This is a genomic window from Stenotrophomonas sp. YJH_SMC_40, from assembly GCF_059368615.1.
This window is the reverse complement of sequence record NZ_JCAFRX010000005.1, coordinates 361,918-384,973: the sequence shown is the minus strand read 5'-3', so window position 1 is coordinate 384,973 and position 23,056 is coordinate 361,918. Positions and strand designations below refer to the sequence as shown.

Here is a 23,056-nt window from a genome sequence, read left to right as displayed (position 1 = left end):
CAGATTGCGTTCCGGCGCACTGAGCACCCTCGGTGGTAGTGCCGGCCGATGGCCGGCAACCTCATGACCTGCGCGGAGATGCATGGCTGCCGGCCAGCGGCCGGCACTACCAGTGAATGTTCAGCGCGGCTTGCGTGTCCGCTTCGGCTTCGCGGTATCTGCACCGCTGGCGGCGCCGTCCTGCAGCGCCTGCAGCCACGACAACGTATCCACATAGTCGATGAAGTGCCGCAGGTAGCCGGGGCTGGTGGCCTGCATCGTGTCCAGCATGCGCTGCACCAGCACCGCCGAGTTCAGCGGGCCGCCGTCGGCCGGGGCCTCGGTGCGCAGTGAGCGGCGCACCTGCAGTTCACTGCGCAGCTCCGACCACTCGCGCTGCACCTGCTGCAGCATCGGCACCTGCGGGTAATGCGGCAGCGAGCGCGACCCCGCATCGAGGTCGCGCACCAGTGCGCGCAGGCCTTCGAGCGCTGGCGGCTTACTTGGCATCCGGAGCCTTGGGCTTGGGAATCGGCGCGATTTCCACGCGGCGGTTGCGTGCGCGGCCTTCCTCATTGGCATTGGAACTGACCGGCTGCTCGCTGCCGAACGCGGCGGCGAACACGGCGTCAGCCGGTACGCCATCGGCGATCAGGGTGCGGGTCACGGTCAGCGAGCGCTGCGCGGACAGCTCCCAGTTGTCGGCGAAACGCCGGTTGCCTTCGCGTACCGGCGCGTCATCGGTGAAGCCGCTGACCATCAGGATTTCTTCGCGGCTGCCCAGGTAGGCGGCCAGCGGCGCGGCCAGGCTGCGCAGCAGCTCCTGGCCTTCCGGCTGCAGCTGGTCGGAGTTCAGCGCGAACAGCACGCTGCCGCTGATGCCGATGCGTCCATCGACCAGGGTCACGCGACCGGCGGCCAGCGGGCCAGCCAGTGCCTGCTCCAGTGTCTGCAGGCGCTTGGCTTCGGCCTGGCGCTGCTTCACTTCCTGGTCCAGCCGCTGCGACAGCTCCAGCTGCACCGCGACCACACCGACCAGTATCAGCACGAACGCGCCCAGCAGCACCGACATCAGGTCGCCGAAGGCGGCCCAGATCGGGGCATGCGAGCCGCCATCGACCTCCAGCTCGTCGCTCATGCGCTGCCGGCCTTGCCGCGGCGCGCGGCCAGCTGCTGCAGTTCTTCCATCACCTGCTTCTGCGACAGCAGGCTGAGGTCGACCACCTCGCGCGCCTGCGCCACGTAGTAGGCCAGCTGCTCGTCGCTGCGGGCCAGCGAGGCGTCCAGTGCGCCGCCAATCTGTTCCAGGCGGCCGGACAGCTCGGTGGAGGCGCTGCCGAACTGCGCGACCGCTTCGCCGAAGCTGCTGGCCAGCTGGCCGACTTCACCGGCGCTGTCGTGGAGCGCTGCGGCGATACCGTCCAGCTTTCCGGTCTCGGCGGCGATATGGTCGGTGAAGCGGTTGCCAACGCGTTCCAGCAACTCGGCCGAGCCACCGACCAGTGCGTCCACAGCGGTGCGCTGTTCGTGCGAGGCATGGTTGATCGCATCCAGCAGGGTCTGCACGGTGGCCAGCAGGCGTCCGCGCTCCTCCAGCATCGCGTTGTCACGCACCAGGCTCTCGGACAGCGTGCTGCGCAGCTCGTTGATGACGTCGGCTGCGGCCTTGGGCGCGGCGGCGGCGGTCTGCAGCACGGTGGACACTTCGGCCAGCGTGGCGCTGGCCTGTGCGCGACCATTCTCGCCGATCTGCTGTGCGGTCTCCGCCAGCGTGTCGCAGACGCGCTGCTGCTGCGCGGCCAGGCGTTCGCCATTGGCCTGCAGGCGCTCGGCCAGCTCGGTGGAAACGTGCTGCAGAGCATCGCTCCAGCGCTGCAGGCGCTGTTCGTCGCCGGCCTGCAGCTGCGCCTGCAGGGCGGCGTGGGCCTGCTGCAACTCGGCGCTGACCGCGTCCCAGCGGGCCTGGCGTTGCTGCTCGCGGCTGTCCAGGCTGGCCTGCAGTTCGGCGTGCGCGGTCGCGGCGCTGGCCTGCGCGGCCTGCCACTGCTGCGAGCGCTGCGCTTCATGATCCTGCAGCAGCGACTGGCTGGCGCTGTGCTGCTGCTCCAGTGCCTGCAGCAGCGCCTGCGCACGCGCGTCCAGATGCTCGCTGGCGGCGATCAACGCCTGCTGCTGACGTTCGACCAGCGCAGTATTCAGGGCCTGCTGCTGTTCGGCGGCAGCACGCAAGGCCTCCGCATTGTCCTGTGCATCGGCCTGCAGGCGCTCGCCGATACGTGTGACCAGCGCTTCGGCATGCGTGGCCTGGCCATCGCTGAAGGCCTGCAGGTGCTGGCGCAGGTCGCTCACCAGTGCCTGCTGTGCCTGGGTCTGTTCACTCACCACCTTGGCCCAGCTGGCCTCGGTTGCGACGCGGCTGCGCTCGAAACCGTCGCTCAGGCCGGCCAGCTGCTGCTGCACGGCCTGCTCGACGCGGGCATGCAGTGCTTCGCCGTGATGGGCCAGGCCAGCTAGGGTGGTCTCGGCCATCGGCTGCAGCGCGCCACCGATGGCGGCGGCGCTGGCTTCAGCTCCTTCGCGCAGCGACTGCTGCAGCGAGACCGCCAGGCGTTCCTGCAGTGCCTGGCTCTGGGTCAGGAACTCGGCCTGGCCGGCCAGCAGGCGCTCATTGGCGGCCGCACTGTGCTGTTCAAAGGTGCTGGTCATCGCCTGCAGGCGGTCGACCAGCGCCGGCAGCGCCGCGGACTGTGCCTGCAGCAGGCGCAGCGACTCGGCGCGCTGCCAGGCCTGCGAGTACGGATGCAGGTCGCCGGAAATGGCGCGATCCAGCTGCTGCACGGCCTGCAGGCGGTCACGACGCAGCAGCGCCGCCAGCAGGCCGAGCATGGCCGAGCTGGCCACACCGGCGATCGAGGTGCCGAATGCCACCGCCAGACCCTGCACCGGCGAGGCCAGCGAGCCGCGGATCGCGGCCATGTCGGTCGCGCTCTGCAGGGCCAGTCCGGTGCCACGCAGCGTGTCCATCATGCCCAGCAGGGTGCCGAGCATGCCCAGCAGCACCAGCAGGCCGACCAGGTAAGGGGTCAGCACCGGAGCGGGCAGGGCGGTACGCTCGCCTTCCACGCGCAGGCGCACGGCGTTGCGCAGGCCTACCGGTACGCGCTCCAGCCAGGGAGCGAGGCTCTCCTTCGCGCTGGACAGGTCGTTCAGTGCGCTGCGCAGGCCGTTGCTGGCCTGGCGGTAGCGGTACAGCTCCACGCCACCGGCGATGTAGCAGGCCGCGATGATCGCCGCCACCGCTGCACCCAGCGGATGCACCGAAACATAGCCAATGCCGATCCAGCACACGGCCAGCAGGCCGACAAGGAAAACAACGACATGGAAAGCAGTTCTGGACATGGTGTTCCGGTCAGTGGGAGCGCAGGGCGTCTTGCAGCCCTTCGATCGGGTGGAAGCGCAGCTGCAGCTCGGCGAGCAGCAGGGTGCGCATGTCATGGCGGAAGGCCGCGCGCCAGCCGGGCTGGCCGTGCACGCGTTCAAAACGGGCACCGAGCACGGCCGGCGCAGTGGTCAGCAGGCTGTGCTCGCGCGGGGTGAGGGTCTGTTCCATCACCGCATCGACCTCGGCCAGCCGCGCCAGCTCGGGCGAAACCTGCACCAGCTGGTCGCGCAGGCGGCCGCGCAGGAGCCCGGTGGCGGTCTGGATGGCCTGCTGCAGTACCCGATAGCGCTGGCGCAGGGAGGCGAAGTTGGGTGCAGCGGCAGCTTCGGCCAGATCCAGCAGGCGCTCGGCCTCGGCGTCCTCACTGATCGAGGCCAGCAGGCTGGCGTGCGCCTGCGCGCAGTCGGCCAGCACATCCTCGACCGCCTCGGCGGCTTCACCGGGCTCGGGCAGGCGTCCGCCGAGCGCCCCGGACAGGGCCACGGCACGGCTCCAGTCCACCCACTGGCCGAGGCGATCGGTCAGGGCGGGACTGCTGGCCGGCATCGCGCCGTCGCTGAGACGGGCGAGCAGGCGGAGGAATTCCGGTCCACCCAGGACCGGCTGCGCTGCTTTCGCCATCAAGGGGTGAGGGGCCAAAAACCGTTGATTTTACAACCAGATGACCCGGCCTGGATGAAGGCGGGGCCGGGCGGGGGCGCCCGCAGGCGCGACAAGGCTTAGAATGTCCGGCTGCACCCATCCGTTCGACCCCTGGAGTTCCCCAATGACCGTTGCGCAGTTCTACCCGATCGGCACCCCCGGACAGCCCTGGGGCGACGCGGAACGCGCACAGTGGCGGGCCCGCCAGCAGCGCCAGCGCAGCTACCACGATGACGTGGTGGCAGCGCTCGAGCGCCTGGACGACAGCTTCGATGTGATCCAGTACGGCCAGCTGGACTATGCGCCGGACCATTACCCGCTGTTCGCCGTGGTCAACCACGACTGGAACCCGGCGCTGCCGACCGCACTGATCACGGGTGGCGTGCATGGCTACGAGACCAGCGGCGTGCATGGCGCCCTGCAGTTCCTGGAACAGCAGGCTGAGCGTTACCTGGGCCGGCTGAACCTGATCGTGGCACCGTGCGTCAGCCCGTGGGGCTACGAGCGCATCCAGCGCTGGAACCCGGATGCCATCGATCCCAACCGCAGCTTCCGTGACGGCGGCCAGATCGAGGAAGCGGCCGCGCTGATGGCCTGGGTGGCCGAGCGCAAACCGAACCTGCTGGTGCACCTGGACCTGCACGAGACCACCGACAGCGACCTGCACGAGTTCGATCCGGCGCGCTGCGCCCGCGACGGCAAGCCGTTCGAGCGCGACACCATTCCGGATGGCTTCTACGTGATCGGCAACAGCGAGGATCCGCAGGCCGAGTTCCAGAAGGCCCTGATCGCCGCGGTCGCGCCAGTCACCCATATCGCCCCGGCCGACGCCGAGGGCAACCTGGTCGGCCTGCCGCTGCAGTCGCCGGGCGTGGTGTGGGGTGAGTCGCGCTCGATCGGCGCCTGCGCCGGCTTCACCGACGCGCGCTTTGCCACCACCACCGAGGTCTACCCGGACAGCCCGCGCACCAACCCGCAGGAATGCAACGACGCCCAGGTGGCGGCGGTGTGTGCGGGCCTGGATTTCGCCCTGGCGGCGCAGTAACGCGCCACGTTGCGGGCAGCGACCGGCATCAACCGGCGCCGTTCTTTGGCTGGCGAGGTGGCCACAGCCGGCGAAGCCGACGCGCGGCAGCCGGCGAAGACATCCAGATCGGGCTGGTACACCGTGGTGTTGACCCCGAACAGGCCCAGCAGTGAGTGGAAGACATTGTCGTGGCTGTGCGCCCGGTGCAGGGCATTCCCGCGCAGGCAGGCCAGGTCCACGCCCGCGTTGCGGCTGAACTCCGGTGAGAACCACATCACCATCGGCACCTGGGTCTGCTCGCGCGGCGCGATGAAGTAAGGCGTGCCGTGAAGGTACATGCCACGTTCGCCGAGCGACTCGCCATGGTCGGACACATAGATCAGCGCGACATCACGCTGGTCCGAATAGCCCTGCAGCAGGTCGATGGTCCTGCCAAGCATGCGGTCGGTGTGGACCAGGGTGTTGTCATAGGTGTTGACCAGCGCCTCGTTGCTGCACTGCTGGATCTGGTTGCTGTCGCAGGTCGGACTGAATGCCCGCGACTGTGCCGGGTAGCGTTCGAAGTAGGTCGGGCCGTGGCTGCCAAGCTGGTGCAGCACGACCAGGGCGTCACCGTTCATGGCGTCAATGCGTGTACCGAGCTGATGCAGCAGCACCTCGTCATAGCAGGTGCCGTCGGCATTGACACATTGGCCGGCCACCTTCAGCGCGGGCATGTCCTCGGTCGGCACGCGTTCGCACACGCCTTTGCAGCCCCCGTTGTTGTTGTTGCGCCAGAGCACGCTGATGCCGGTGCGCTGCAGGATGTCGAGCACGTTCTCCTCGGTCGCTGCGCGTACATCGTCATACTGGCGGCGGGTCATCTGCGAGAACATGCACGGCACCGAGATCGCCGTTGCGGTTCCGCATGAGGAAACATCACTGAAGCTGATGACGCCTTCCTTGCGCGATAGCCGGGGATTGGTCGCGCGTGGGTAGCCGTTGAGCTGGAAGTTCTGTGATCGCGCGGTCTCGCCGACGACCATGACCACCAGCTTCGGACGCGGGCCCGGTACGCGCCGTGCGTCCATGCCGATCGGGCGCAAGGGTTGCTGGAGGGCGCTGTAGAGGCCTTTCAGATAACCGTGGGTATGGCGCACGACATTCAACGGCAGCACCTGGTCACGGAGATAGCGGTTGTTGCGCAGCAGCGAGGAGTAGTCCTTGTAGAACGCGAAGCCGATTGCCAGCAGTACCAGCAATGACGCCAGAGCGCTGGCCGGCCACACCAGCAGCGAACGTATCGAGCCGGCCCCGCTGGTGGTGCGCACCAGGGCGAGCCCGGCAGCAGGCAGCACGCCCAGCGCCAGCAGGGTCAACAGTAGTGGCAGCGACAGATAGGCGTTCAGTTCGGCCTGGTTGGTCTCGAACACGTTCTGCACCATGCTGCGATCGATCAGCACGTTGTAGTGCAGCATGAAGTAGCTGCAGGCGGCGCTGACGACAACGAGCAGCACCAGCAGCGGCCTGCGCAGGAACGGCAGTGCCAGCAGTGGCGTCAGCAACAGGTTGAACAGGCAGAACAGCACCACCGGCAGGCTGGCCAGGAACAGCACGCTGCGCACGCTGTTGAGGTCGACCAGCCCCCACAGCGTCTTCCAGAGGGCGATGTTTCCAATCGTGGTGAAGAACAGTGCGACGGCCCAGACCAGAACGATCGGATGGGGCCGTGGAAAACGGCGGCATTGACGCACGAGCAGGTTCCGTGGAGCGGGAGTGCGCGCAGTATCGAAACCGCTTTATCAGGAAGTTGTCAGGTTGGGCGGACTAGCCCAGCAGGATGACGCCCCACACCGCGCCCACCATCAACAGTGCGGTGGTCTGCGCGGCGCTGCCCATATCCTTGGCGTTCTTTGACAGTGGATGCTGTTCCAGGGAGATGCGATCAACCACCGCTTCGATCGCCGAGTTGAGCAGTTCCACCAGCAGGCTGATGAAGCAGACCGCAAGCACTATCGCGCGCTCGACCGCGCTGATGTCCAGTACGAACGCTGCAATGATCAACAGCGCGTGCAGAAGCAGCAGCTGGCGAAAGGCTGCCTCGCCGCGGAAGGTGGCGACGAATCCATCGCGCGAATGGATGAGGGTGTGGAAGATGCGGCTCAGGCCGGTCTTCCCGTGCGGGTACTTGCCGCTGTCCTTGGGGTGCTGCATGCGGTTTCCGCCGTGAAGTGAGCAATCCCCAGCATGTGCACGCGTGCGTCAGGAAATCGTCAGAGGGGCCACTCCAGGCTGAACCGGCATCCCTGCTGCGATGAATGCACCGTCATCCTCCAACCCAGGTGCTCGACGATGCGCTGCACGATCGACAACCCCAGCCCCTCGCCGCTGTGCACGCTACCGGGCACGAAGCGCTGGAACAGCTGTGGATCGATACTGGAGGGCAGGCCGGGCCCCGTGTCGGCGACGATGAGTGCGGCGTCGTGGAGGGTGATCCGGACTTCGCCGCTTTCGGTGTACTGGCAGGCGTTGCGCAGAAGGTTCCAGATCACGCTGTGCGCAAGATCCGCGTTGGTGTGCAGCACGGTGTCATGCAGGGCATCAAACGCAACGATCACCGGCTTGCCGGAAAGCCAGGGCTGGCACCGATCCATGCAGCATTCAACCAGCGCACGCAGGGCCACCTCGTTGCGTGGCACGGTGCTGGGGGCGCGAGAGAGCAGCAGCAGGCAGGTCAGCTGGCGCTGCATCTCCTGGGTGGTGCGCAGGATGCGCTCGGCACTGGGAACCAGGTGGCTGTCGGTCGGAAGCTGGCAGGCCAGCGTCTCGGCAGCACCACCGATGATGGCCAAGGGCGTGCGCAGCTCGTGGCTGGCATCGCCGCTGAAGCACTGTTCGCGATGCAGGAACCGTTCGAGCTCGTCACTATGGCGGGCAAAGGCGCGCGCGAGCACGCCGATCTCATCGCGTGCGTCCTGGTAGGGAAAGGGCTTGTGGCCGTCCTGCACCGCATCGGCCAATCGTGTGATGGGCGCGATGACGTGGGTCGCGACCTTGCGACCGATCAGGAAGGCGCCAAGCACGCAGATCGAAATGACCAGTGCCGCAAAGGCATTGATCAGGTATTCCAGATAGCCATAGGGGGCTGCGTCCTGCAGCAGGTAGTAACGTTGGCCGGCACTGTCGAACACGCGCAGGTGCCACTCGTTGGGTGCTGCTTCGCCGTGATATCCCGGGCCATATTGGCGCAGCACGACAGGCACGTCCTGGGCATCGAACAGTGCGCTGCCGGAGGGCAGGTCGGGACGCCGACCACGGGCGAGTTCGTCCTGCAGGCGGCGTACTTCATTGTCCTGGGTCCGCGCGACGACAGCGGCCCGGACCTGGTCGTAGTCCACCTGTTCCGCCAGTACGATGAAGCCCATGGCACCGGCCATCAACAGCACGAACGAGATCGTGATGCGGGTGCGCAGGCTCAGGCGGCGGTAGAGGGAGGCACGAGTCACGCCTGCATGCGCCAGCCGACGCTGTGCACCGTGGTGATCAGCGCGGTGTCGAAGCTGCGGTCCACCTGCAGGCGCAGCTCATGGATGTGGGTTCGCAGCGCGCCGCTGTCCGGTGGCTCGTCGCCCCAGACCAGGTACTCCATTTCCTGCTTGCGCACCACGGCCGGCGCCGCACGCACCAGGCACATCAGCAACTTGTGCGACGTGGGCGTCAGCGCAATGCAGCGGCCTTGCCGCCAGGCTTGTGGCGAGCGCGTGTCCACCTGCAGGTCCTTCCACGCCAGCACGCTCTGGACCTGGCGACCCTGCGCCCGTCGTACCAGGGCCTTGATCCGCGCATCCAGTTCCGTCAGCGAGAACGGTTTGACCAGGTAGTCATCCGCGCCCAGGGCCAGGCCCTGCACGCGGTCTTCGACCGGATCGCGCGCGGTCAGCATCAGGATCGGCACCGGGTTCTGGAACTCCTGGCGCAGCTTCTGGCACAGCGTCATGCCGTCCAGCCGCGGCAGCATCAGGTCCAGCAGGATGGCGTCGTAGTCGTGCTGCGTGGCCCGGCGCAGTCCGCTGGCGCCGTCGCGGGCGTCGTCCAGTACGTAACCCAGCGGTTCAAAGAAGGCATACAGGTTGGCAACCAGCTCGGGGTTGTCTTCGATGATCAGCAGGCGGGTCATGGCATGCGTCCTTGCGCGTGGCCGAACTCTGCCCGATCGCTGGCCGAATGCCAATGCCCTTGCTGAATGGATCGCGGCCTGGGTTCGGCCCCATCAAGCGACGTTCAATCGGCCGGGCTGCGAGAATCGCGGACCGAGTAGATCACCGAGAAGATCTTCCAGCCCTGTTCGGTGCGGATCAGCTGCCACATTTCCTTGCCCCAGTTGGTCTTCACCCCATCGTCGTGGAAGCTGTAGTCAAACGAGACCGAAGCCACATCACCATCCGTCTCGATCTTCGTGTTGGAGAACTTCTCCTCCTTCGGCTTCGGCGAGGCCACCGCCCCGTCGATCAGCGCGATGAAGTTGTTTGCAGGAATCTGCCGCGCCTTGATTGCATCGGGCTTGGCCTTGCGGATGTGCTGCAGGCGCACATCCTCGGAAACGAACTGCCAGCCGATGTCTTCTGGTTTGTCCGAGAAGAACAGGCCCATGTAGGTCGGCTTGTCCTTGTTGATCAGCGAGGTGCGGAACGCTTCGACCACCTGTTCGATCGCTTTTACATCCGCCGCTGATGGTTGCTGGCTAGCGTGGGCCGGCTGGCCTGCGATGAGGCCAACAATGAGAAACGCGCTCTGGAATCCGGTGGTTCGCATCATTCATGTCGGCCGCAGTGTGGTGGGAGCGCGCCAGGGCCACGGCTACAGGGCCCCGGCGCGCTCCGCATTCAACGATGCAGCGCGTCAACAATCAAGCCGGTGGCGATCTCCACCAACAGGTACTCGTTATCGGACTGGCGCACCCAACGCCGGTCGCGGCCCGGCTCGCGCAGGTCATAGCGCGCGTAGTCGTCTACCCAGTAGCGGCGGTCCACTTCGGCCCACGGCAGGCGCTCGCCACGTCGCCAGGCCTTCTTCTGCCAGCCCGGCGGCGGCGCATCGCGGTGGTGCGGGCCGCCTGCGTGCGGCGGCGGGCCGTTGCCTCGGGCGTGGTGCGGCGGATCGGCGAAGGCGGGGGCCGCGGCCAACGCGGTGGCTGCGCTCAATGCGATGGCAAGCAAACGTGTGGTCTTCATGGGGATGCCTCCGTCATGGCCGCAGCATGCGGCGCTGTGGCGGGAATATAGGGCAATCCATGTGAATGAATGCGGGTGTAGGCGGTGCTTTTCTGAACGGACGGCGCGGCCTGCAGTCGTCGCCAGGCAGCGGATCATTGGACCGCGCCCGGGGCCGAGTCCGTTGCGGCCCAGCCTCCGCCCAACGACAGAAAAAGATCCATTTGCCGGTCAATGCGCTCCGCGCGCGATGCAGCCAATGCGGACTCCGCATCTGCCAGCGCGGCCTGGGCCGAAAGCACGTCGAGAAAATCGATCCTGCCGAAACGGTAGAGTTGCTGTGCCTGCCCGGCGGCCCGCGCTGCGTCCATCCGCGCCTGCGCCAGGCTGTGCTCGCGTTCGAGCTCCTGTGTGCAGGCAGAAAGCGCGGTCTCGGTCTGGCGCAATGCTTGCAGCACGATGCCGTCAAAGGACGCGAGAACTGAATCTGCATTGGCACCGGCCGCTGCGATGCGGGCCTTGGCCGCGCGCCGGTTGGGCCAGTGCCATGACAGCACGGGGCCGATGCTCGCACCGAAGCCGTCAGCCGACAGCAGATGCGCCGGTGTGCCGGCCACGCCCGAAGAGGCGCCCAGGGTGATCTGCGGATAGAGACCCGCCGTCTCAGCGCCGATCATCGCAGTTGCGGCGGCCAGCCTGCGTTCGGCTGCGCGTATGTCAGGGCGCCGCTGGAGCAGTTGCCAGCCGTCACCGACCGGTAGCGCCTGCTCCAGCTCAGGGGGCTGCGGGCATGCTTCGGCCTCCCTGGGATAGTCTGCCGGGAGCCTGCCCATCAATGCGGCCAGTTCGAACAGTGCGGCCTGGCGTTCGGCCAGCAGGCGCGGTATCCCCGCCGCGCTGCGATTGACGGCTGCACCGGCACGGCTGACATCGAAGTCCGTTCCGCGCCCACCTGCAGCCAGGCGTCGGGTTGCCTCCAGCGTGGCGCGCTGTATCGCCAGCACTTGCCGGGTTGCGGCGAGCGTGTGATTGCGGGTGCACACCTGGAGATAGGCACGGGTGACGGCCGCAGCGACGACCACGCGGATTTGGTCCCGTGCCGCAGCGACGGCCTCCGCGTCTGCGTTGGCGGCTTCGATGCCGCGGCGGATGCCGCCTGCGAGATCCAGCGGATAGGAGAGGTGGAGGCCCAGCGCATAGGATTGCGGTGCGGCCGACGCCTGGGTGTAACCACCGGCATGGGTGAGCGTGCCCGACGCATCCACGTCGGCCTGTACGGCACCGCGCGCGCGATACTCCAGCACGGTAGCGCTGGCGCGCCGGAGGTTGGCATCGGCAGCGCGCAGGTCGGTGTTGGCCGCCAGTGCTTCGCGTACGTAGGCGTCAAGCTGAGGGTCGCCATACAGTTGCCACCACCGATCCGGTGGCGCGTCGTGGCTGAACGATGCCTCCCCGCCCGAGACGAATGCCCGCGCTGCCCGTGGCGTGGCGGCGACGGCATTCGCAGGCAGGTGATAGTCGGGGCCGGAGACGCAGGCCGTCATCGGCAGCAGCAGGGCAAGCAGCCCACCGCGTAGTGTTCGCAGGCTCACTTGCAGGCTCCCTGTGCCGAGGGCGTGATGGTCACGCTCGCAGTGCGACCCACGATCAGGCGGGTGTCCGACGGCGCATCATCGATGCGGATGCGTACCGGGATGCGCTGCGCCAGCCTCACCCAGGTGTAAGTTGGCGCCACGGCGGGCAGCAGGTTGTGTGTGCTTGAGCGCTGATCGTCGGCAATGCCGGCGGCGATGGTTTCCACGTGCCCGCGCACGTCGTGGTTGTCCCCCATCAGCCGCGCCACCGCGGCATCGCCCTCGGTGATGCAGGCCAGTTTGGTTTCCTCGAAGTAGCCCTCGATACGCAGGCTGCGGGTGTCGATCAGCGCCAGCGCCTGCGCACCGGGTTGCAGGTAGTCGCCCGCATGCAGGTCCAGGTTGGTGACGATGCCATCGGTGGTTGCGCGCACTTCGGTGCGTTGGACATTGAGCTGGGCAACGCGCTGTTCGGCCCGTGCCTGCGCCAGGGCAGCCAGCTCGGTATCGACCTTGGCGGCATTGCGTTCGCGCGTTTCCGAGGCGACCAGGTTGCCAAGTGCGTTGTCCCGGGTCGATTCGCGGCGGGCCAGTGCCAGCGTGGCATGCGCGCTCCTGACCGCCGCGTCTGCCTTCTCCAGCGTGGCGGCGAAGCGTGGCTGATCGAGCACCAGCAGCAGCTGGCCGGCACTGACCCGCTGGTTGTCGTGCACCAGCACCTGGGTGACCAGCCCCCCCATGTCCGATGCAACGCGCACCACATCGGCGCGCACCCGTCCATCACGCGTCCACGGGCGTGTTTCGTAACGCTTCCAGATGGACAGTGCGGCGACGACAGCAATCGCGAATACAACCAGCGTAGCGCTCCAGCGCCCGATGACGGCAAGCAGGTGTTTCATTTCATTTCTCGAGCAGGGGCGGGAGCCGGATCATCAGCTCCGCCAGGATCACGAACAGGGACAGGCCCACCAAGGGCCGCGCGGCGAACAGCCGGTACAGGCCGAGGCTGGCGAGCAGGCGCGAGGTCAGCATCGACAGCGCCAGCGCGGCGGCAGCCACGGCGAGCAGGCCGGGGATCAGTACGCCATCAATGGAAATATCAGAAAACATGGTCAGTGCCGATGGGTGAGCAGGGGGACCAGCAGATCGCGGCGCAACCCGCAGAGCAGGTGCAGCAGATACCCTCGATCGGCCTCGGCGCTGGCTGCCGCTGCCTCGCGCATGTGGTCCAGGAGTTCCAGAAGATGGGCGTCGACACTGCGTGGTGAGTGGGCGCGAACCCTGAAATGTGCGGCGACGCGTTCGATCAGCGCCGCATGAAGCGCCCGAACGTGCGGGGTGTCCAGGCACTTGTCCAGCGCGCGGAGTTGGCTGGATGCACGTGCCGCACGCACGTCCGCAAACAATGCCCGCAGGTCGTGTGCGGCGCTGGAACGGCCTTGCAACCTGGGAGCGAGCAGCCCGATTCGATCCAGCATGCGGCTGAGCCAGGCCCGGGTCACATCACCTTGACCGGCGGCGTGGCGTGCGATGTCCCGACGGATCGAACGCTCCAGCCGAGCGCGGTTGCGGCCCGCATCGGCGGTCTGGAACAGCTGCATGCTGCACAGTGCCACCGTCGTACCCACGAACAACGCAACGCTGTTGTTGAGTGCGCCGACGATGTTGACCGTATTGGTCGCGCCCAGGCCGGCGATGAGCGGAAACGTCAGCACCACGCCCAGGGCGGCCATGATGAAGGGTGGCCGGGCCAGGAACGATCCGCACAGCAGCAGCACCGGCGCGAGCGCGGCAATCAGGCCGGTGATATCGGACAACGCGGGGAAGATCAGCAGGCCGTAGAGCAGGCCGACGGCAACGCCGATCGACGACCCCACCAGATAGCGCATGACATGCGGCGCAGGCGCTTCGATCGTGCCGAACAGCACGCACGCCGTGCCGATGATGGACACCGCCGTGGCGCCCTCCGACCAGCCGGTAACGATCCACAGAACGCAGCTCAGCAGGATACCGACGAACGCGCCCAGCGCGCTACGCAGGGCAAGTCGATGGTCCCGGTGAAGTACCGCACCATGTGCACGTCGCGCAAGGCGGGCAGGTACATGCCGGCGCCAGTCGGGCCGGGCAGTGTGCAGTTGCGCCTGCAGCACGCGGCAGTCGGCGTGGGCGAGGTCGAGCTCGGCCTGTTGCGCGGCGAGGCCGGTCTGTATCAGCTCGCGCCAGCCAGGCGAATCCATCGCGCTGGCCTGTGGTGAGCGCAGCCGTGCGATGGAATCTTCCACCGCGCTGGACAGCATCAGTACGTCCAGCATCCGGTCATGCAGGGCACGCAGGATCTGCACCTGGGCCACGCCGTGGGCGCTGTCGAAGGGCAGGTGGATCGACAGCACATGCAGCTCAAGCAGGTCGGCGGCCACTTTCGAGCGGTCCGTCGCCAGTACCGCGTCCGATGCACCGGCGCGCATGTCCCGTGTCCATCGTTCCGCATCTTCCAGCACGGCAGCAACCCGTGCGTGCACGCGCATCGAGACCCGACGCGGCAGCACCAACCCATGTACCAGCGTGGCGGCCAGGATGCCGATGGCGATTTCCTGCACCCGCGTGATGGCAATGGTGAACACGTCTCCCGGCACCATCACCGCAGGAAACCCGATCAGGCTGGTGGTATAGCCGGCCAGCAGGAACGCATAGGCACGTGGCGTGCGGTCGAGCATCGCCAGGTACAGGCACAGCGCCATCCAGGTGGCGAGCGCGGCGCTCAGCACCAGGGGCGCATTGGCGAAACGGGGCACCAGCGCGACGGTGGCGATGGCCCCGCCGACGGTACCGAGCAGGCGGAACAGACCTCGGCTGAGCGTTGCGCCGGACAACGTTTGCGACACCAGATAGACCGTGCCGATCACCCAGAACGGGCGGTTCAAGCCGATCCGTAGAGAGACATACAGCCCAAGCGATGCGGCGAGCAGGCATTTGAGCGAGAACAGCACCGCCTCCTGGTCGGTCCTGAGGGTAGGGCTTTTGAACCGTGCAAATGCCTGGAGCACATGGGGGCGGAGCGGGCTGGGGGAGTGCATGCGGCTCATGCTAGTGACCGGCCGCACTGGCGAATTTCGCTACAATGACAACCAATCGCTAAAACCGGTCAATGTGAGAATGGCTCGCATTTCGCTCCCCGGCTTTGACCTGGACCCGGACGAGACCGATCGCCCGGCGGTTGCCAGCCGCCTTCAGGTGGCCGAGCACGACGCGGAAATTCCGGTGCATGAGCATCGAAAGGGTCAGCTCATTCTTGCGCTGCATGGGGCGGTGACCTGCGAAGTGGCCAATGCGCTGTGGATCGTGCCGCCCCAGTGTGGCGTCTGGATTCCGGGCGGCATGCCGCACAGCAACCGCGCCACCGCCAACGCGCGCCTGTGCTACCTGTTCGTCGAGCCCGGCATCGTCGACCTGCCGGCGCAGTGCGTGACGCTGGCCATCTCGCCGATGCTGCGCGAGATGATCCTGCATCTGGCCGACGCGCCGCTGGACTATCCGCATGGCAGCCACACCGACCGGCTGGCGCGGGTGTTGCTGGACGAGCTGGTACAGATGCCGGCTGAGCATCTGTCGCTGCCGGTCAGCCATCACCCGAAGGTGCGTGTGCTGGCTGCGGCGCTGTCGGCGGATCCGGCAGACCGCAGCACCATCGGCCAGTGGGCCGTGCGCCTGGCCCTGGGCGAGCGCACGTTGACCCGCCTCATCGAACGGGAAACGGGACTGTCCTTCGGGCGCTGGCGGCAGCAACTGCACCTGCTCATCGCCATTCGGGAACTCGCCGCCGGTGCACCCGTACAACGCGTTTCCGAGACGCTGGGCTATGAGTCGGTGACGGCCTTCATCACGATGTTCAAGAAAGCGCTTGGCCTTTCCCCGGCGCGGTACTTCGCGGTTCGCCTGCGCGGGCAGTAGCGGGGAACAACGGGGGAAGCCGTTGCCTGGAACGGCTACTTCGAGGTGCCGGAGACCGATTGAATCGCGGCCACCACCGCAGCAGGATCCTCGCGCTGGAGGGTATGCCCGGTCGCCAGGTAGCGATGCGTACCGCGCGTGAACCCTGAGAAGAGCAGGGCGTGCTGCGCCTTCCAGAGCGCCTTGCCCGCTGCGGTTTCCTCGAAGAACAGCGGTTCGGCAGCCAGCTGGGTTGCAGTCAGCAGCGCAACCGGCACGTCGGGCATCGTGCGCGGAGTCTCCGCACCGGGTGCATCCAGCTGTTCGGTCAGCACGGCGTAGTCGGCGGCCATGGCCGGCGGCAGCATTGCCCGCAGTTGGGCATCGTCTGCCTGCACGCGTGCACTGTCGGCCTGCTTGAACGCATGGCGCTGTCCCATCGTGGCCGGGTCCACCAGCACCAGGCCCTGCAGGCGCTCCGGATGGCGGCGTGCAAACTCCGTGGCCAGCAGGCCGCCATAGGAATGACCCACCAGCACAACGCGGCGACCGGGTGCGAGGGTATCGATCACGGCCGTGAGGTCGGCCAGATGCCCATCGATGCGCTTGGGGTGACCGTCGCTACCGGACTTGCCGAGTCCTGCACGGGCGTAGGTGATGCTGTGATAGTCGCGCCCCAGACCCGCAACCACCTCCTTCCAGGCGCCCGCGCCCTGCCCGAAACCGGATTCAAAGACCACGGTGATCGGGCCGGCCCCGGTCTCTTCGGCCTGCAGTGCGTAGGCGCCGCGATCCACCTGGATTTCCCCTGCGTGGGCGGTGCCTGCAGCGACCATCATCGCGGCCAGCACCCACAACGTCACTCGGCTGCTCTTCATTGCCATTCCCCTGGGCCGTGACGCGTGCCAGCCCTTCCGATGGGTCAGGTCTGCAGCGGAGCGCCGCAGCCTGCCGACCTCGCGACAGGTCGTGCTGGTAATGTAGTGAGGTATAACACCGACTCCCTGTGCAGGAAGTCATGGGGACGGGGCGTAGACCGCTGAATGGCGTTGGATGCTTGAATCTGTGATCGGTTACGCGGCTCCACACTTGAACGTGCAAGCGTCCTCAACGATAAAGGCGGCATTTGGCACTGCCGCATTCCGGACCAGGGACGATCCGAAGCATGACGCGGGGCACAGCTCCGCGTTCTCGTTCCCGCCGGCGCTGTGTTCGTCCAGGAAGGAGAACAGGGATGTTGGAACGACTGAAGACCATTTTGTGTGCCGTGCTGGCGATTGTTGCCGTCGGCGGCTTCGCCCCTGCCGTGGCACAGGCGCAGGAAAGCAGGATCACCTGGCGTATTTCGCAGCCCGGCGGCGATGCGACTCAATACAAGACCCAGCAGGCGGCGGTGGCTGCCATCAAGAACCTGCCCGCACCCAGCCCGTTCCCGCCGGAGTTCCAGTTCGGCTGGCAGTACGTCGACAAGATCAAGTCGAAAGTCGTGGACTTGAACGGCAACACGTCGATCACCTACTGGATGGGGAAGGCGCAACCCTCCGATCCGGACTGGTCCTACATTGGGCGTGACATATTCCCGACCGAAGAGGCGATGGTTGCTGATTTTCTTGCGGACCAACAAGCCAACAATCCCGTGTGCCCCGGGGCGGCGGTCACTCCGTCTGGCGATTGGTTTGCAGCCTCGCCCGATCAGGAAGGTGTCATGGAGTCACGCTACTACGATCTGACTTCAATGGCTGGTAACAATACGGCTGAATCACCCTGCACGCCGTACACCGGAACGGTGGCGGTCGCGCGTACCCGGCGCTTGAACTGCCCGATCCCATTCACGCAGTGGTCCAACAAGCACAACGCCTGCGTCAGCGAAGAATTCGTTGCTACCATCACCTCGAAGTCGCAGAAGTGCGACAAGGACAGCGCCGGTACGAATTGTCCCTCGGAAGAGGACAGCGAGGCGACGAATAAGGCACCTTGCGACGGCAATGTCGGCAATCCGTGTGACGTCAAAACCGGCGAGAAGTACGAAATCGCGCAGGACTTTGATCTGGGCTGGATCGCACTGACGCGTTTCTATCACTCCGGCATCTCCACCTCATCCGGTGGCTTCGGTTATGGCTGGACCCATTCGCTGGGCGCCCACCTGGCACTGGATGGCGTTGACAGTGTGGGCATCATTGAAAGCACTGGTTTCCAGCGTGCATTCAAGAAGATCGGGCAAGCCTATGAGGCGGACGACGACAGTGGCGATCGTCTGGTCCAGAACGGCAACTGGACACTGTACTCGGCAAATTCCATCTCTACCTTCGGCGCGGACGGGCGTCTTGCCGCCAAGCGCTTCCCGGATGGCACGTCGCTGACCTACATCTATGACGACAGCGACCGCCTTGCAGCCGTCACCCACAGCAGTGGCCGCACGCTCGAGTTCGTTTACCAGTCCAACGACTATGAGGCGTTGATCAGTTCGGTGCTGGTCGAAGGCGTTGCGCTCGCCACCTATACCTACTCGCCGCAGAACCAGGTCGCCACGGTGACCTATGCGGGTGGTGGTGTGCGGACGTATCACTACGAGAACCAGGACTTCCCCCAGCACTTGACCGGTATCACCGCCGAGGACGGTCGCCGCTACAGCACTTTCAGCTACGATTCCATCGGTCGTGTGATCTCCAGTCAGCATGCCGGCGGTGCCGATGGTGTGACACTGGCCTACAGCCCCAACGGCGGTGCAGTCGTGACCGACGCGCTGGGGCGGCAGACCGACTACACCCTGACGCCCGGCGGCGATACCGCCCCGTCGCGCAAGGTGACCGGCCTGACCGATTCGCAGGGAACCGTCAGCCGGACCTACTACGACCAGAGTGTCGACTTCCGCCGGCGCCTGGATACCTACACCGATCGCCGCGGTATCCAGACCAAGCACACCTATGCGCAGGGCACCGATCCGGTGAGCAGTCGCGCCGTCAGCATCCATACCGTGACCGAAGCGGTCGGCCTGCCCGAACAGCGTGTGGTGACCACCGCGCGCGACATCGAAACCAATGCGGTACTGACCACCCGGATTGGCAGCCGCGAAACCCGCACGGCCTTCAATGCCCGGCGCCAGCCAACGACCAACACGGTAACCGACACCGCGTCCGGCCAGACGCGCATTACCAGCTATACCTACTGCGAAGCCGCGGACGTGGCTGCCGCAGGCAGCTGCCCCGTGGAAGGGTTGCTGAAGAGCGTGGATGGCCCGCGCACGGATGTGGCCGATGCCGTTACCTATGCCTATTACTCGGCGGATGATGCAGGGTGCGCGACCGGAGGTGCCTGCAGCTATCGCAAGGGCGACCTGCGCAGCGTGACCAATGCGCTGGGCCAGACGGTCGAGACCTTGGCCTACGACGCTTTCGGGCGGCCGTTGTCGGTCAAGGACGCCAACGGCGTGGTGACTGATTACACCTACCATCCCCGCGGCTGGCCGACCTCCATCACCGTGCGCGGCGCGACCACTGCCGAGGATCGGGTCACCCAGCTGAGCTACTGGCCAACCGGCCAGGTGCAGAGAATCACCGAGCCGGATGGCAGCAGCGTGTCCTACGTCTACGATGCGGCGCTGCGCTTGACCGACATCGAGGACAACGCCGGCAACACGATTCACTACACGCTGGACAACGCCGGCAATCGCCTCAAGGAAGACACGCTCGATGCAGGCGGTACCCTGCGCCGTACCCTGGCACGGACGTTCAACACACTCGGCCAGCTGACCGCACTGAAGGACGCAGGCAACCACGCTACCGGCTTTGCCTACGATGCCAACGGCAACCCGCAGACCGTGACCGACGCCCTGCAGCGCGTGACCAGCCAGCAGTACGACCCGTTGAACCGCTTGGCGCAGACCCTGCAGGATGTCGGCGGCGTGGCGGCGGAGATCCGCAGCCAGTACAACGCGCTGGACCAGGTCACCCAGGTCACCGACCCGAAAGGCCTGCATACGACCTATGCCTACAACGGTTTCGGTGATCTGACCGGGCAGGTCAGCCCGGACAGTGGCGCCAGCAGCTTCACCGTGGATGCCGCCGGCAACCGCAAGACGGCTACCGATGCGCGTGGCGTCACCGCCACCTATCACTACGATGCACTCAACCGCCTGATCGGCATCGCCTACCCGGATCCCAATCTGGACGCGGGCTACAGCTATGACGTGGCGCCTGCCGCCTGTGCCGCCGACGAGCGCTTCGCCAAGGGACGGCTGGGGCAGGTGCTGCACGCCAATGGCAGTACCCAGTACTGCTATGACCGTTTCGGCCAGGTCACCCGCAAGGTACAGACCGTCAACGGCGTTGCCAGCACGCTGCGCTACGCCTATAGCAAGTCGGGCCGCCTGACCGCGTTGACCTACCCCGACGGCAGCGTGGCCGACTACGTACGCGACACCCAGGGCCGCATCAGCCAGATCGGCCTGACCCGGCCCGGCCAGGCACGCCAGATCGTGGTGAACAACGTGACCTATGCGGCCTTCGGCCCGGCGACGGGCTGGACCTATGGCAATGGCCGACAGCTGCAGCGTCCGCTGGACCTGGACTATCGCCCGCAGGCGGTACACGACCCGGCCGCAGGTGGCCTGTCGCTGGGCTATGGCTACGACCCGGTCGGTTCGATCACCGAGCTGAAGAACGGCACAGGCTCAACGGTACTCGCCAAGTACGCCTACGACACGCTGGGCCGCCTGACCCAGACCCAGGACGGCACGACCGGCACGCCGATCGAAACCTATGCCTACGACGCCACCGGTAATCGGACCGCGCTGACCACGTCGGCAGGCACCGCCAGCTACACCTATCCCACAACCAGCCATCGCCTGACTGCGGTGGATGGCGAAGCGCGCACCCATGACGCGGTGGGTAACACCGCCAGCATCGGCAGCAAGACGTTCACCTACAACGATGCCAACCGCATGAACGCGGTGAAGCAGGGCAATGCGGTGCTGGAAACCTATGGCTACAACCATCGTGGAGAGCGCGTGCTGCGCACCCCGGCCGGTGGCGCGGCGCAGATCACGCTGTACGACGAGGCAGGACAGTGGCTGGGCAACTACTCGGCCACGGGCCAGGCGCAGCAGCAGGCCATCTGGCTGGACAACTACCCGGTGGCGCTGATCAATGTGCAGAGTACCGGCGTGCCGGAACTGGCCTACGTCCAGCCGGATCACCTGGGCACACCGCGCGTGGTGATCGACCCGGTGCGGAATGTCTCGATCTGGGAGTGGAGCAACAAGAGCGAGGTGTTCGGCAACCAGATTCCCAATGCCGATCCGGATGGCGATGGTGTGGCATTCGAACTGGCGCTACGCTTCCCGGGCCAGCAGGCGACGGATGCGAGCGGGTTGTTCTACAACTACTTCCGTGACTATGACCCGGCGTCGGCTAGATACGTGGAGAGCGATCCCGTTGGGTTGAACGCGGGCGTCAGTACGTATGGCTACGTGATCTCGAACCCCGCCCGATTTACTGATCCGCTTGGGCTGACGACGACGCTAATAACGACATACGATTTCGGTATTGCAAGCCATTCGGCGATTCATGTTTCGATACCTGGCAAGCCTGATTTCCTCTACGACCCTTCCGGCAGCTACGCACCTGGTGGTCGTCGAGGAACCGGTGGGCTATTTGAGGGGCGCGATGCCAGCTTGGCCAGCTACAAAAAGTATCAGGTGGGAACTGGTAGTCGAGTTGAATTAACGGTGATCCCTCTGACTCCGGAGCAAGAGTTAACTCTCATTGCGAACGCGGAGGAGTGGGGGGATGCACGTGGCTTCTGGTGTGCGAGCCACGTGTCCGGCGCGTTGGATGGAATGTGTGGGATAAAGCAAACACTCTTCCCGGGTGTTCTTCAAAAGAGTACAAAGGCGGCAGAATGTCCAGTCAAGTGAAGGATAGGCTCATCTCATCATTGATATGCTTCACTCTATCTGTCTCTCTGAATTCTGCGGGATGGATATGGATATCCGCTTTCATGAAGATAGGGGCGATGCGAGTTCCATACGTACTGCTTCTCTCACTACTTCTTTCGATTACATTCTATGCGCTCTCTCGATGCGAAAGTATGCGCCGCATCCCGCGAAGTTTAGTGGTGGGGTTGATCGCTGGTCTTGTACTCGGGGTCGTGGCTGTAACTTCTTCCAATCTGGCAATTGATGGGGGGGGGCGCTTGCTTCTACAGAGCCTTGAGAGATTCGGAGCAACGGCGTTGGTCGCAGACCTTTGGCCGTCGCTATTACTTGGAAGCTGGCTTGTGGGGGCGGTCGCATTTTGCGGGGCGTCGGTTTACTTAAGGCGAGCGTTCCTGAGGACGCCCTGAATAATCGCCGTAGAGCCTTGGATTTCGACCGCGCTGAATTGATCCTATGCCTGCGGCGCCACCGGTAATGGCCGCGCTGATCACCTCGGCGGGAACTGCCGGCTACACCTATCCAGCATCCAGCCATCGACTGACTGCAGTGGATGGTGAAGCGGGCAGCCATGACGGGACCGGCAACACCACCAGCGTCGATAGCAATGCGTTCGCCTACAACTATGCCAAACGCATGAATGCACGGTGATGCGGTGCTAGAAAGCTATGCCTACCCCCTTCGCGGTGAACGCGTGCTGCGTACCCGACCGGTCACGTTGTACGACGAGGCTGTGCAGTAGTTGGGCAACTAGTCGCCACGGGCCAGGCGCAGCAGTGGGCCATCGCGCTGGACAACTATCCGGTGGCGATGATCAGCGTGCCAAGCGCAGGTGTGCCAGAGCTGGCCTACATCCAGCCGGATCATCTAGGCACGCCGCCGCGCGGTGATCGACCTGGTGCGGAATGTCGCGATCTGGGAGTGGAGCAACAAGAGCGAGGCGTTCGGCAAGCAGATTCCGAGGGCCGACCCGGATGGGGATGGTGTGGCGCTCAAACTTGCGCTGCGCTTCCTGGGGCAGCAGGCGACGGATGCGAGTGGGCTGTTCTACGACTACCAGGGCGAGTATGACCCGGCAGTGGGGCAGTACTCGCAGAGCGACCCACTCGGGCTGAGCGCGGGGATGACGACGTACGCATACGTATCGTCGGGTCCGCTTGGTACGGCTGATCCGTTTGGTCTGTGCGAGGATGATCACGTCTACCGCATTGATCGATTCAGCCTCTGCTCTCCGCAGTCCGCATTCAGAGCTGCGAGAGTGGTAAGTGCTCCAGGCGCGCCGCCGGCCCGAGAGGGGTTCACTCCGGACGTTGAGATTGTCGGGAACGGTGGACGAAACCCCAT

The 23,056-nt window shown here is 65.7% G+C and carries 18 protein-coding genes and 1 pseudogene; 4 read left to right on the top strand and 15 right to left on the bottom strand.

Annotated elements, in window-relative coordinates:
* Positions 1-120: 120 nt before the first annotated feature.
* From AC5P6X_RS12310 to AC5P6X_RS12295, 4 genes are read right to left on the bottom strand one after another with little or no spacing between them, the layout of a single operon-like run.
* Positions 121-489: a DUF2894 domain-containing protein gene (locus tag AC5P6X_RS12310; RefSeq protein ID WP_005413695.1), complete on the bottom strand. Its 369-nt coding sequence runs from the start codon at positions 487-489 to the stop codon at positions 121-123.
* Positions 479-1,117, bottom strand: coding sequence for an OmpA family protein (locus tag AC5P6X_RS12305; RefSeq protein WP_005409939.1), 639 nt, complete (start codon positions 1,115-1,117; stop codon positions 479-481). Before AC5P6X_RS12305 ends, AC5P6X_RS12310 begins: the two co-directional genes overlap by 11 nt.
* On the bottom strand, positions 1,114-3,378 hold the full coding sequence (locus tag AC5P6X_RS12300; protein ID WP_088437095.1) for a DUF802 domain-containing protein: 2,265 nt from the start codon (positions 3,376-3,378) through the stop codon (positions 1,114-1,116). The genes AC5P6X_RS12305 and AC5P6X_RS12300 overlap by 4 nt, the downstream gene beginning before the upstream one ends.
* A 10-nt stretch (positions 3,379-3,388) precedes the next feature.
* The gene (locus AC5P6X_RS12295; RefSeq protein WP_088437094.1) at positions 3,389-4,042 is read right to left on the bottom strand and encodes a DUF3348 family protein; all 654 of its coding nucleotides are present in this window, start codon (positions 4,040-4,042) and stop codon (positions 3,389-3,391) included.
* A 145-nt stretch (positions 4,043-4,187) separates the two neighbouring features.
* On the opposite strand from AC5P6X_RS12295, the gene AC5P6X_RS12290 reads away from it, so the two are divergent.
* Complete coding sequence (locus tag AC5P6X_RS12290; RefSeq protein ID WP_005409936.1) at positions 4,188-5,108, top strand: M14 family metallopeptidase; 921 nt, start codon at positions 4,188-4,190, stop codon at positions 5,106-5,108.
* Here the strand turns inward: AC5P6X_RS12290 and eptA are convergent.
* The 10 genes from eptA to AC5P6X_RS12240 all read right to left on the bottom strand — a co-directional run bounded on the left by eptA (position 5,012) and on the right by AC5P6X_RS12240 (position 14,927).
* Positions 5,012-6,823: a phosphoethanolamine transferase EptA gene (gene eptA, locus AC5P6X_RS12285; protein ID WP_329757284.1), complete on the bottom strand. Its 1,812-nt coding sequence runs from the start codon at positions 6,821-6,823 to the stop codon at positions 5,012-5,014. The genes AC5P6X_RS12290 and eptA overlap by 97 nt on opposite strands.
* 73 nt (positions 6,824-6,896) lie before the next feature.
* The gene (locus AC5P6X_RS12280; RefSeq protein ID WP_005409934.1) at positions 6,897-7,283 is read right to left on the bottom strand and encodes a diacylglycerol kinase; all 387 of its coding nucleotides are present in this window, start codon (positions 7,281-7,283) and stop codon (positions 6,897-6,899) included.
* A gap of 59 nt (positions 7,284-7,342) precedes the next feature.
* Positions 7,343-8,575, bottom strand: coding sequence for a sensor histidine kinase (locus AC5P6X_RS12275; RefSeq protein WP_088437092.1), 1,233 nt, complete (start codon positions 8,573-8,575; stop codon positions 7,343-7,345).
* Positions 8,572-9,246 carry a response regulator transcription factor gene (locus tag AC5P6X_RS12270; RefSeq protein WP_032962486.1) on the bottom strand — a complete coding sequence of 225 codons (675 nt, stop codon included), beginning with the start codon at positions 9,244-9,246 and terminating at the stop codon, positions 8,572-8,574. The genes AC5P6X_RS12275 and AC5P6X_RS12270 overlap by 4 nt, the downstream gene beginning before the upstream one ends.
* Positions 9,247-9,350: 104 nt before the next feature.
* Positions 9,351-9,881 carry a nuclear transport factor 2 family protein gene (locus AC5P6X_RS12265; protein ID WP_329757283.1) on the bottom strand — a complete coding sequence of 177 codons (531 nt, stop codon included), beginning with the start codon at positions 9,879-9,881 and terminating at the stop codon, positions 9,351-9,353.
* Between the two features lie 71 nt (positions 9,882-9,952).
* Positions 9,953-10,300 (bottom strand): RcnB family protein, encoded by a 348-nt coding sequence (locus AC5P6X_RS12260; RefSeq protein WP_005409930.1) that lies wholly within the window; start codon positions 10,298-10,300, stop codon positions 9,953-9,955.
* A 134-nt stretch (positions 10,301-10,434) separates the two neighbouring features.
* Entirely contained in the window at positions 10,435-11,871 is a 1,437-nt protein-coding gene (locus AC5P6X_RS12255; protein WP_329757282.1) for an efflux transporter outer membrane subunit, read from the bottom strand.
* Positions 11,868-12,752, bottom strand: coding sequence for an HlyD family secretion protein (locus tag AC5P6X_RS12250; RefSeq protein WP_495215482.1), 885 nt, complete (start codon positions 12,750-12,752; stop codon positions 11,868-11,870). The genes AC5P6X_RS12255 and AC5P6X_RS12250 overlap by 4 nt, the downstream gene beginning before the upstream one ends.
* 1 nt (position 12,753) lies before the next feature.
* Positions 12,754-12,963 carry a DUF1656 domain-containing protein gene (locus AC5P6X_RS12245; RefSeq protein WP_111687374.1) on the bottom strand — a complete coding sequence of 70 codons (210 nt, stop codon included), beginning with the start codon at positions 12,961-12,963 and terminating at the stop codon, positions 12,754-12,756.
* Positions 12,964-12,965: 2 nt separating this feature from the next.
* On the bottom strand, positions 12,966-14,927 hold the full coding sequence (locus AC5P6X_RS12240) for an FUSC family protein (protein WP_495215494.1): 1,962 nt from the start codon (positions 14,925-14,927) through the stop codon (positions 12,966-12,968).
* 79 nt (positions 14,928-15,006) lie between these two features.
* Between AC5P6X_RS12240 and AC5P6X_RS12235 the strand changes: the two genes are divergently transcribed.
* Complete coding sequence (locus AC5P6X_RS12235) at positions 15,007-15,801, top strand: AraC family transcriptional regulator (RefSeq protein ID WP_049451571.1); 795 nt, start codon at positions 15,007-15,009, stop codon at positions 15,799-15,801.
* 35 nt (positions 15,802-15,836) lie between these two features.
* Here AC5P6X_RS12235 and AC5P6X_RS12230 read toward each other — a convergent pair whose 3' ends face one another.
* Complete coding sequence (locus AC5P6X_RS12230; protein WP_099604962.1) at positions 15,837-16,658, bottom strand: alpha/beta fold hydrolase; 822 nt, start codon at positions 16,656-16,658, stop codon at positions 15,837-15,839.
* 356 nt (positions 16,659-17,014) lie between these two features.
* On the opposite strand from AC5P6X_RS12230, the gene AC5P6X_RS12225 reads away from it, so the two are divergent.
* Together AC5P6X_RS12225 and AC5P6X_RS12220 are read left to right on the top strand one after the other, a co-directional pair.
* Positions 17,015-21,694, top strand: coding sequence for an RHS repeat-associated core domain-containing protein (locus AC5P6X_RS12225; RefSeq protein WP_495215481.1), 4,680 nt, complete (start codon positions 17,015-17,017; stop codon positions 21,692-21,694).
* Between the two features lie 470 nt (positions 21,695-22,164).
* Positions 22,165-22,895, top strand: a pseudogene (locus AC5P6X_RS12220) (RHS repeat-associated core domain-containing protein); the annotation flags it as partial.
* Between the last annotated feature and the right edge of the window lie 161 nt (positions 22,896-23,056).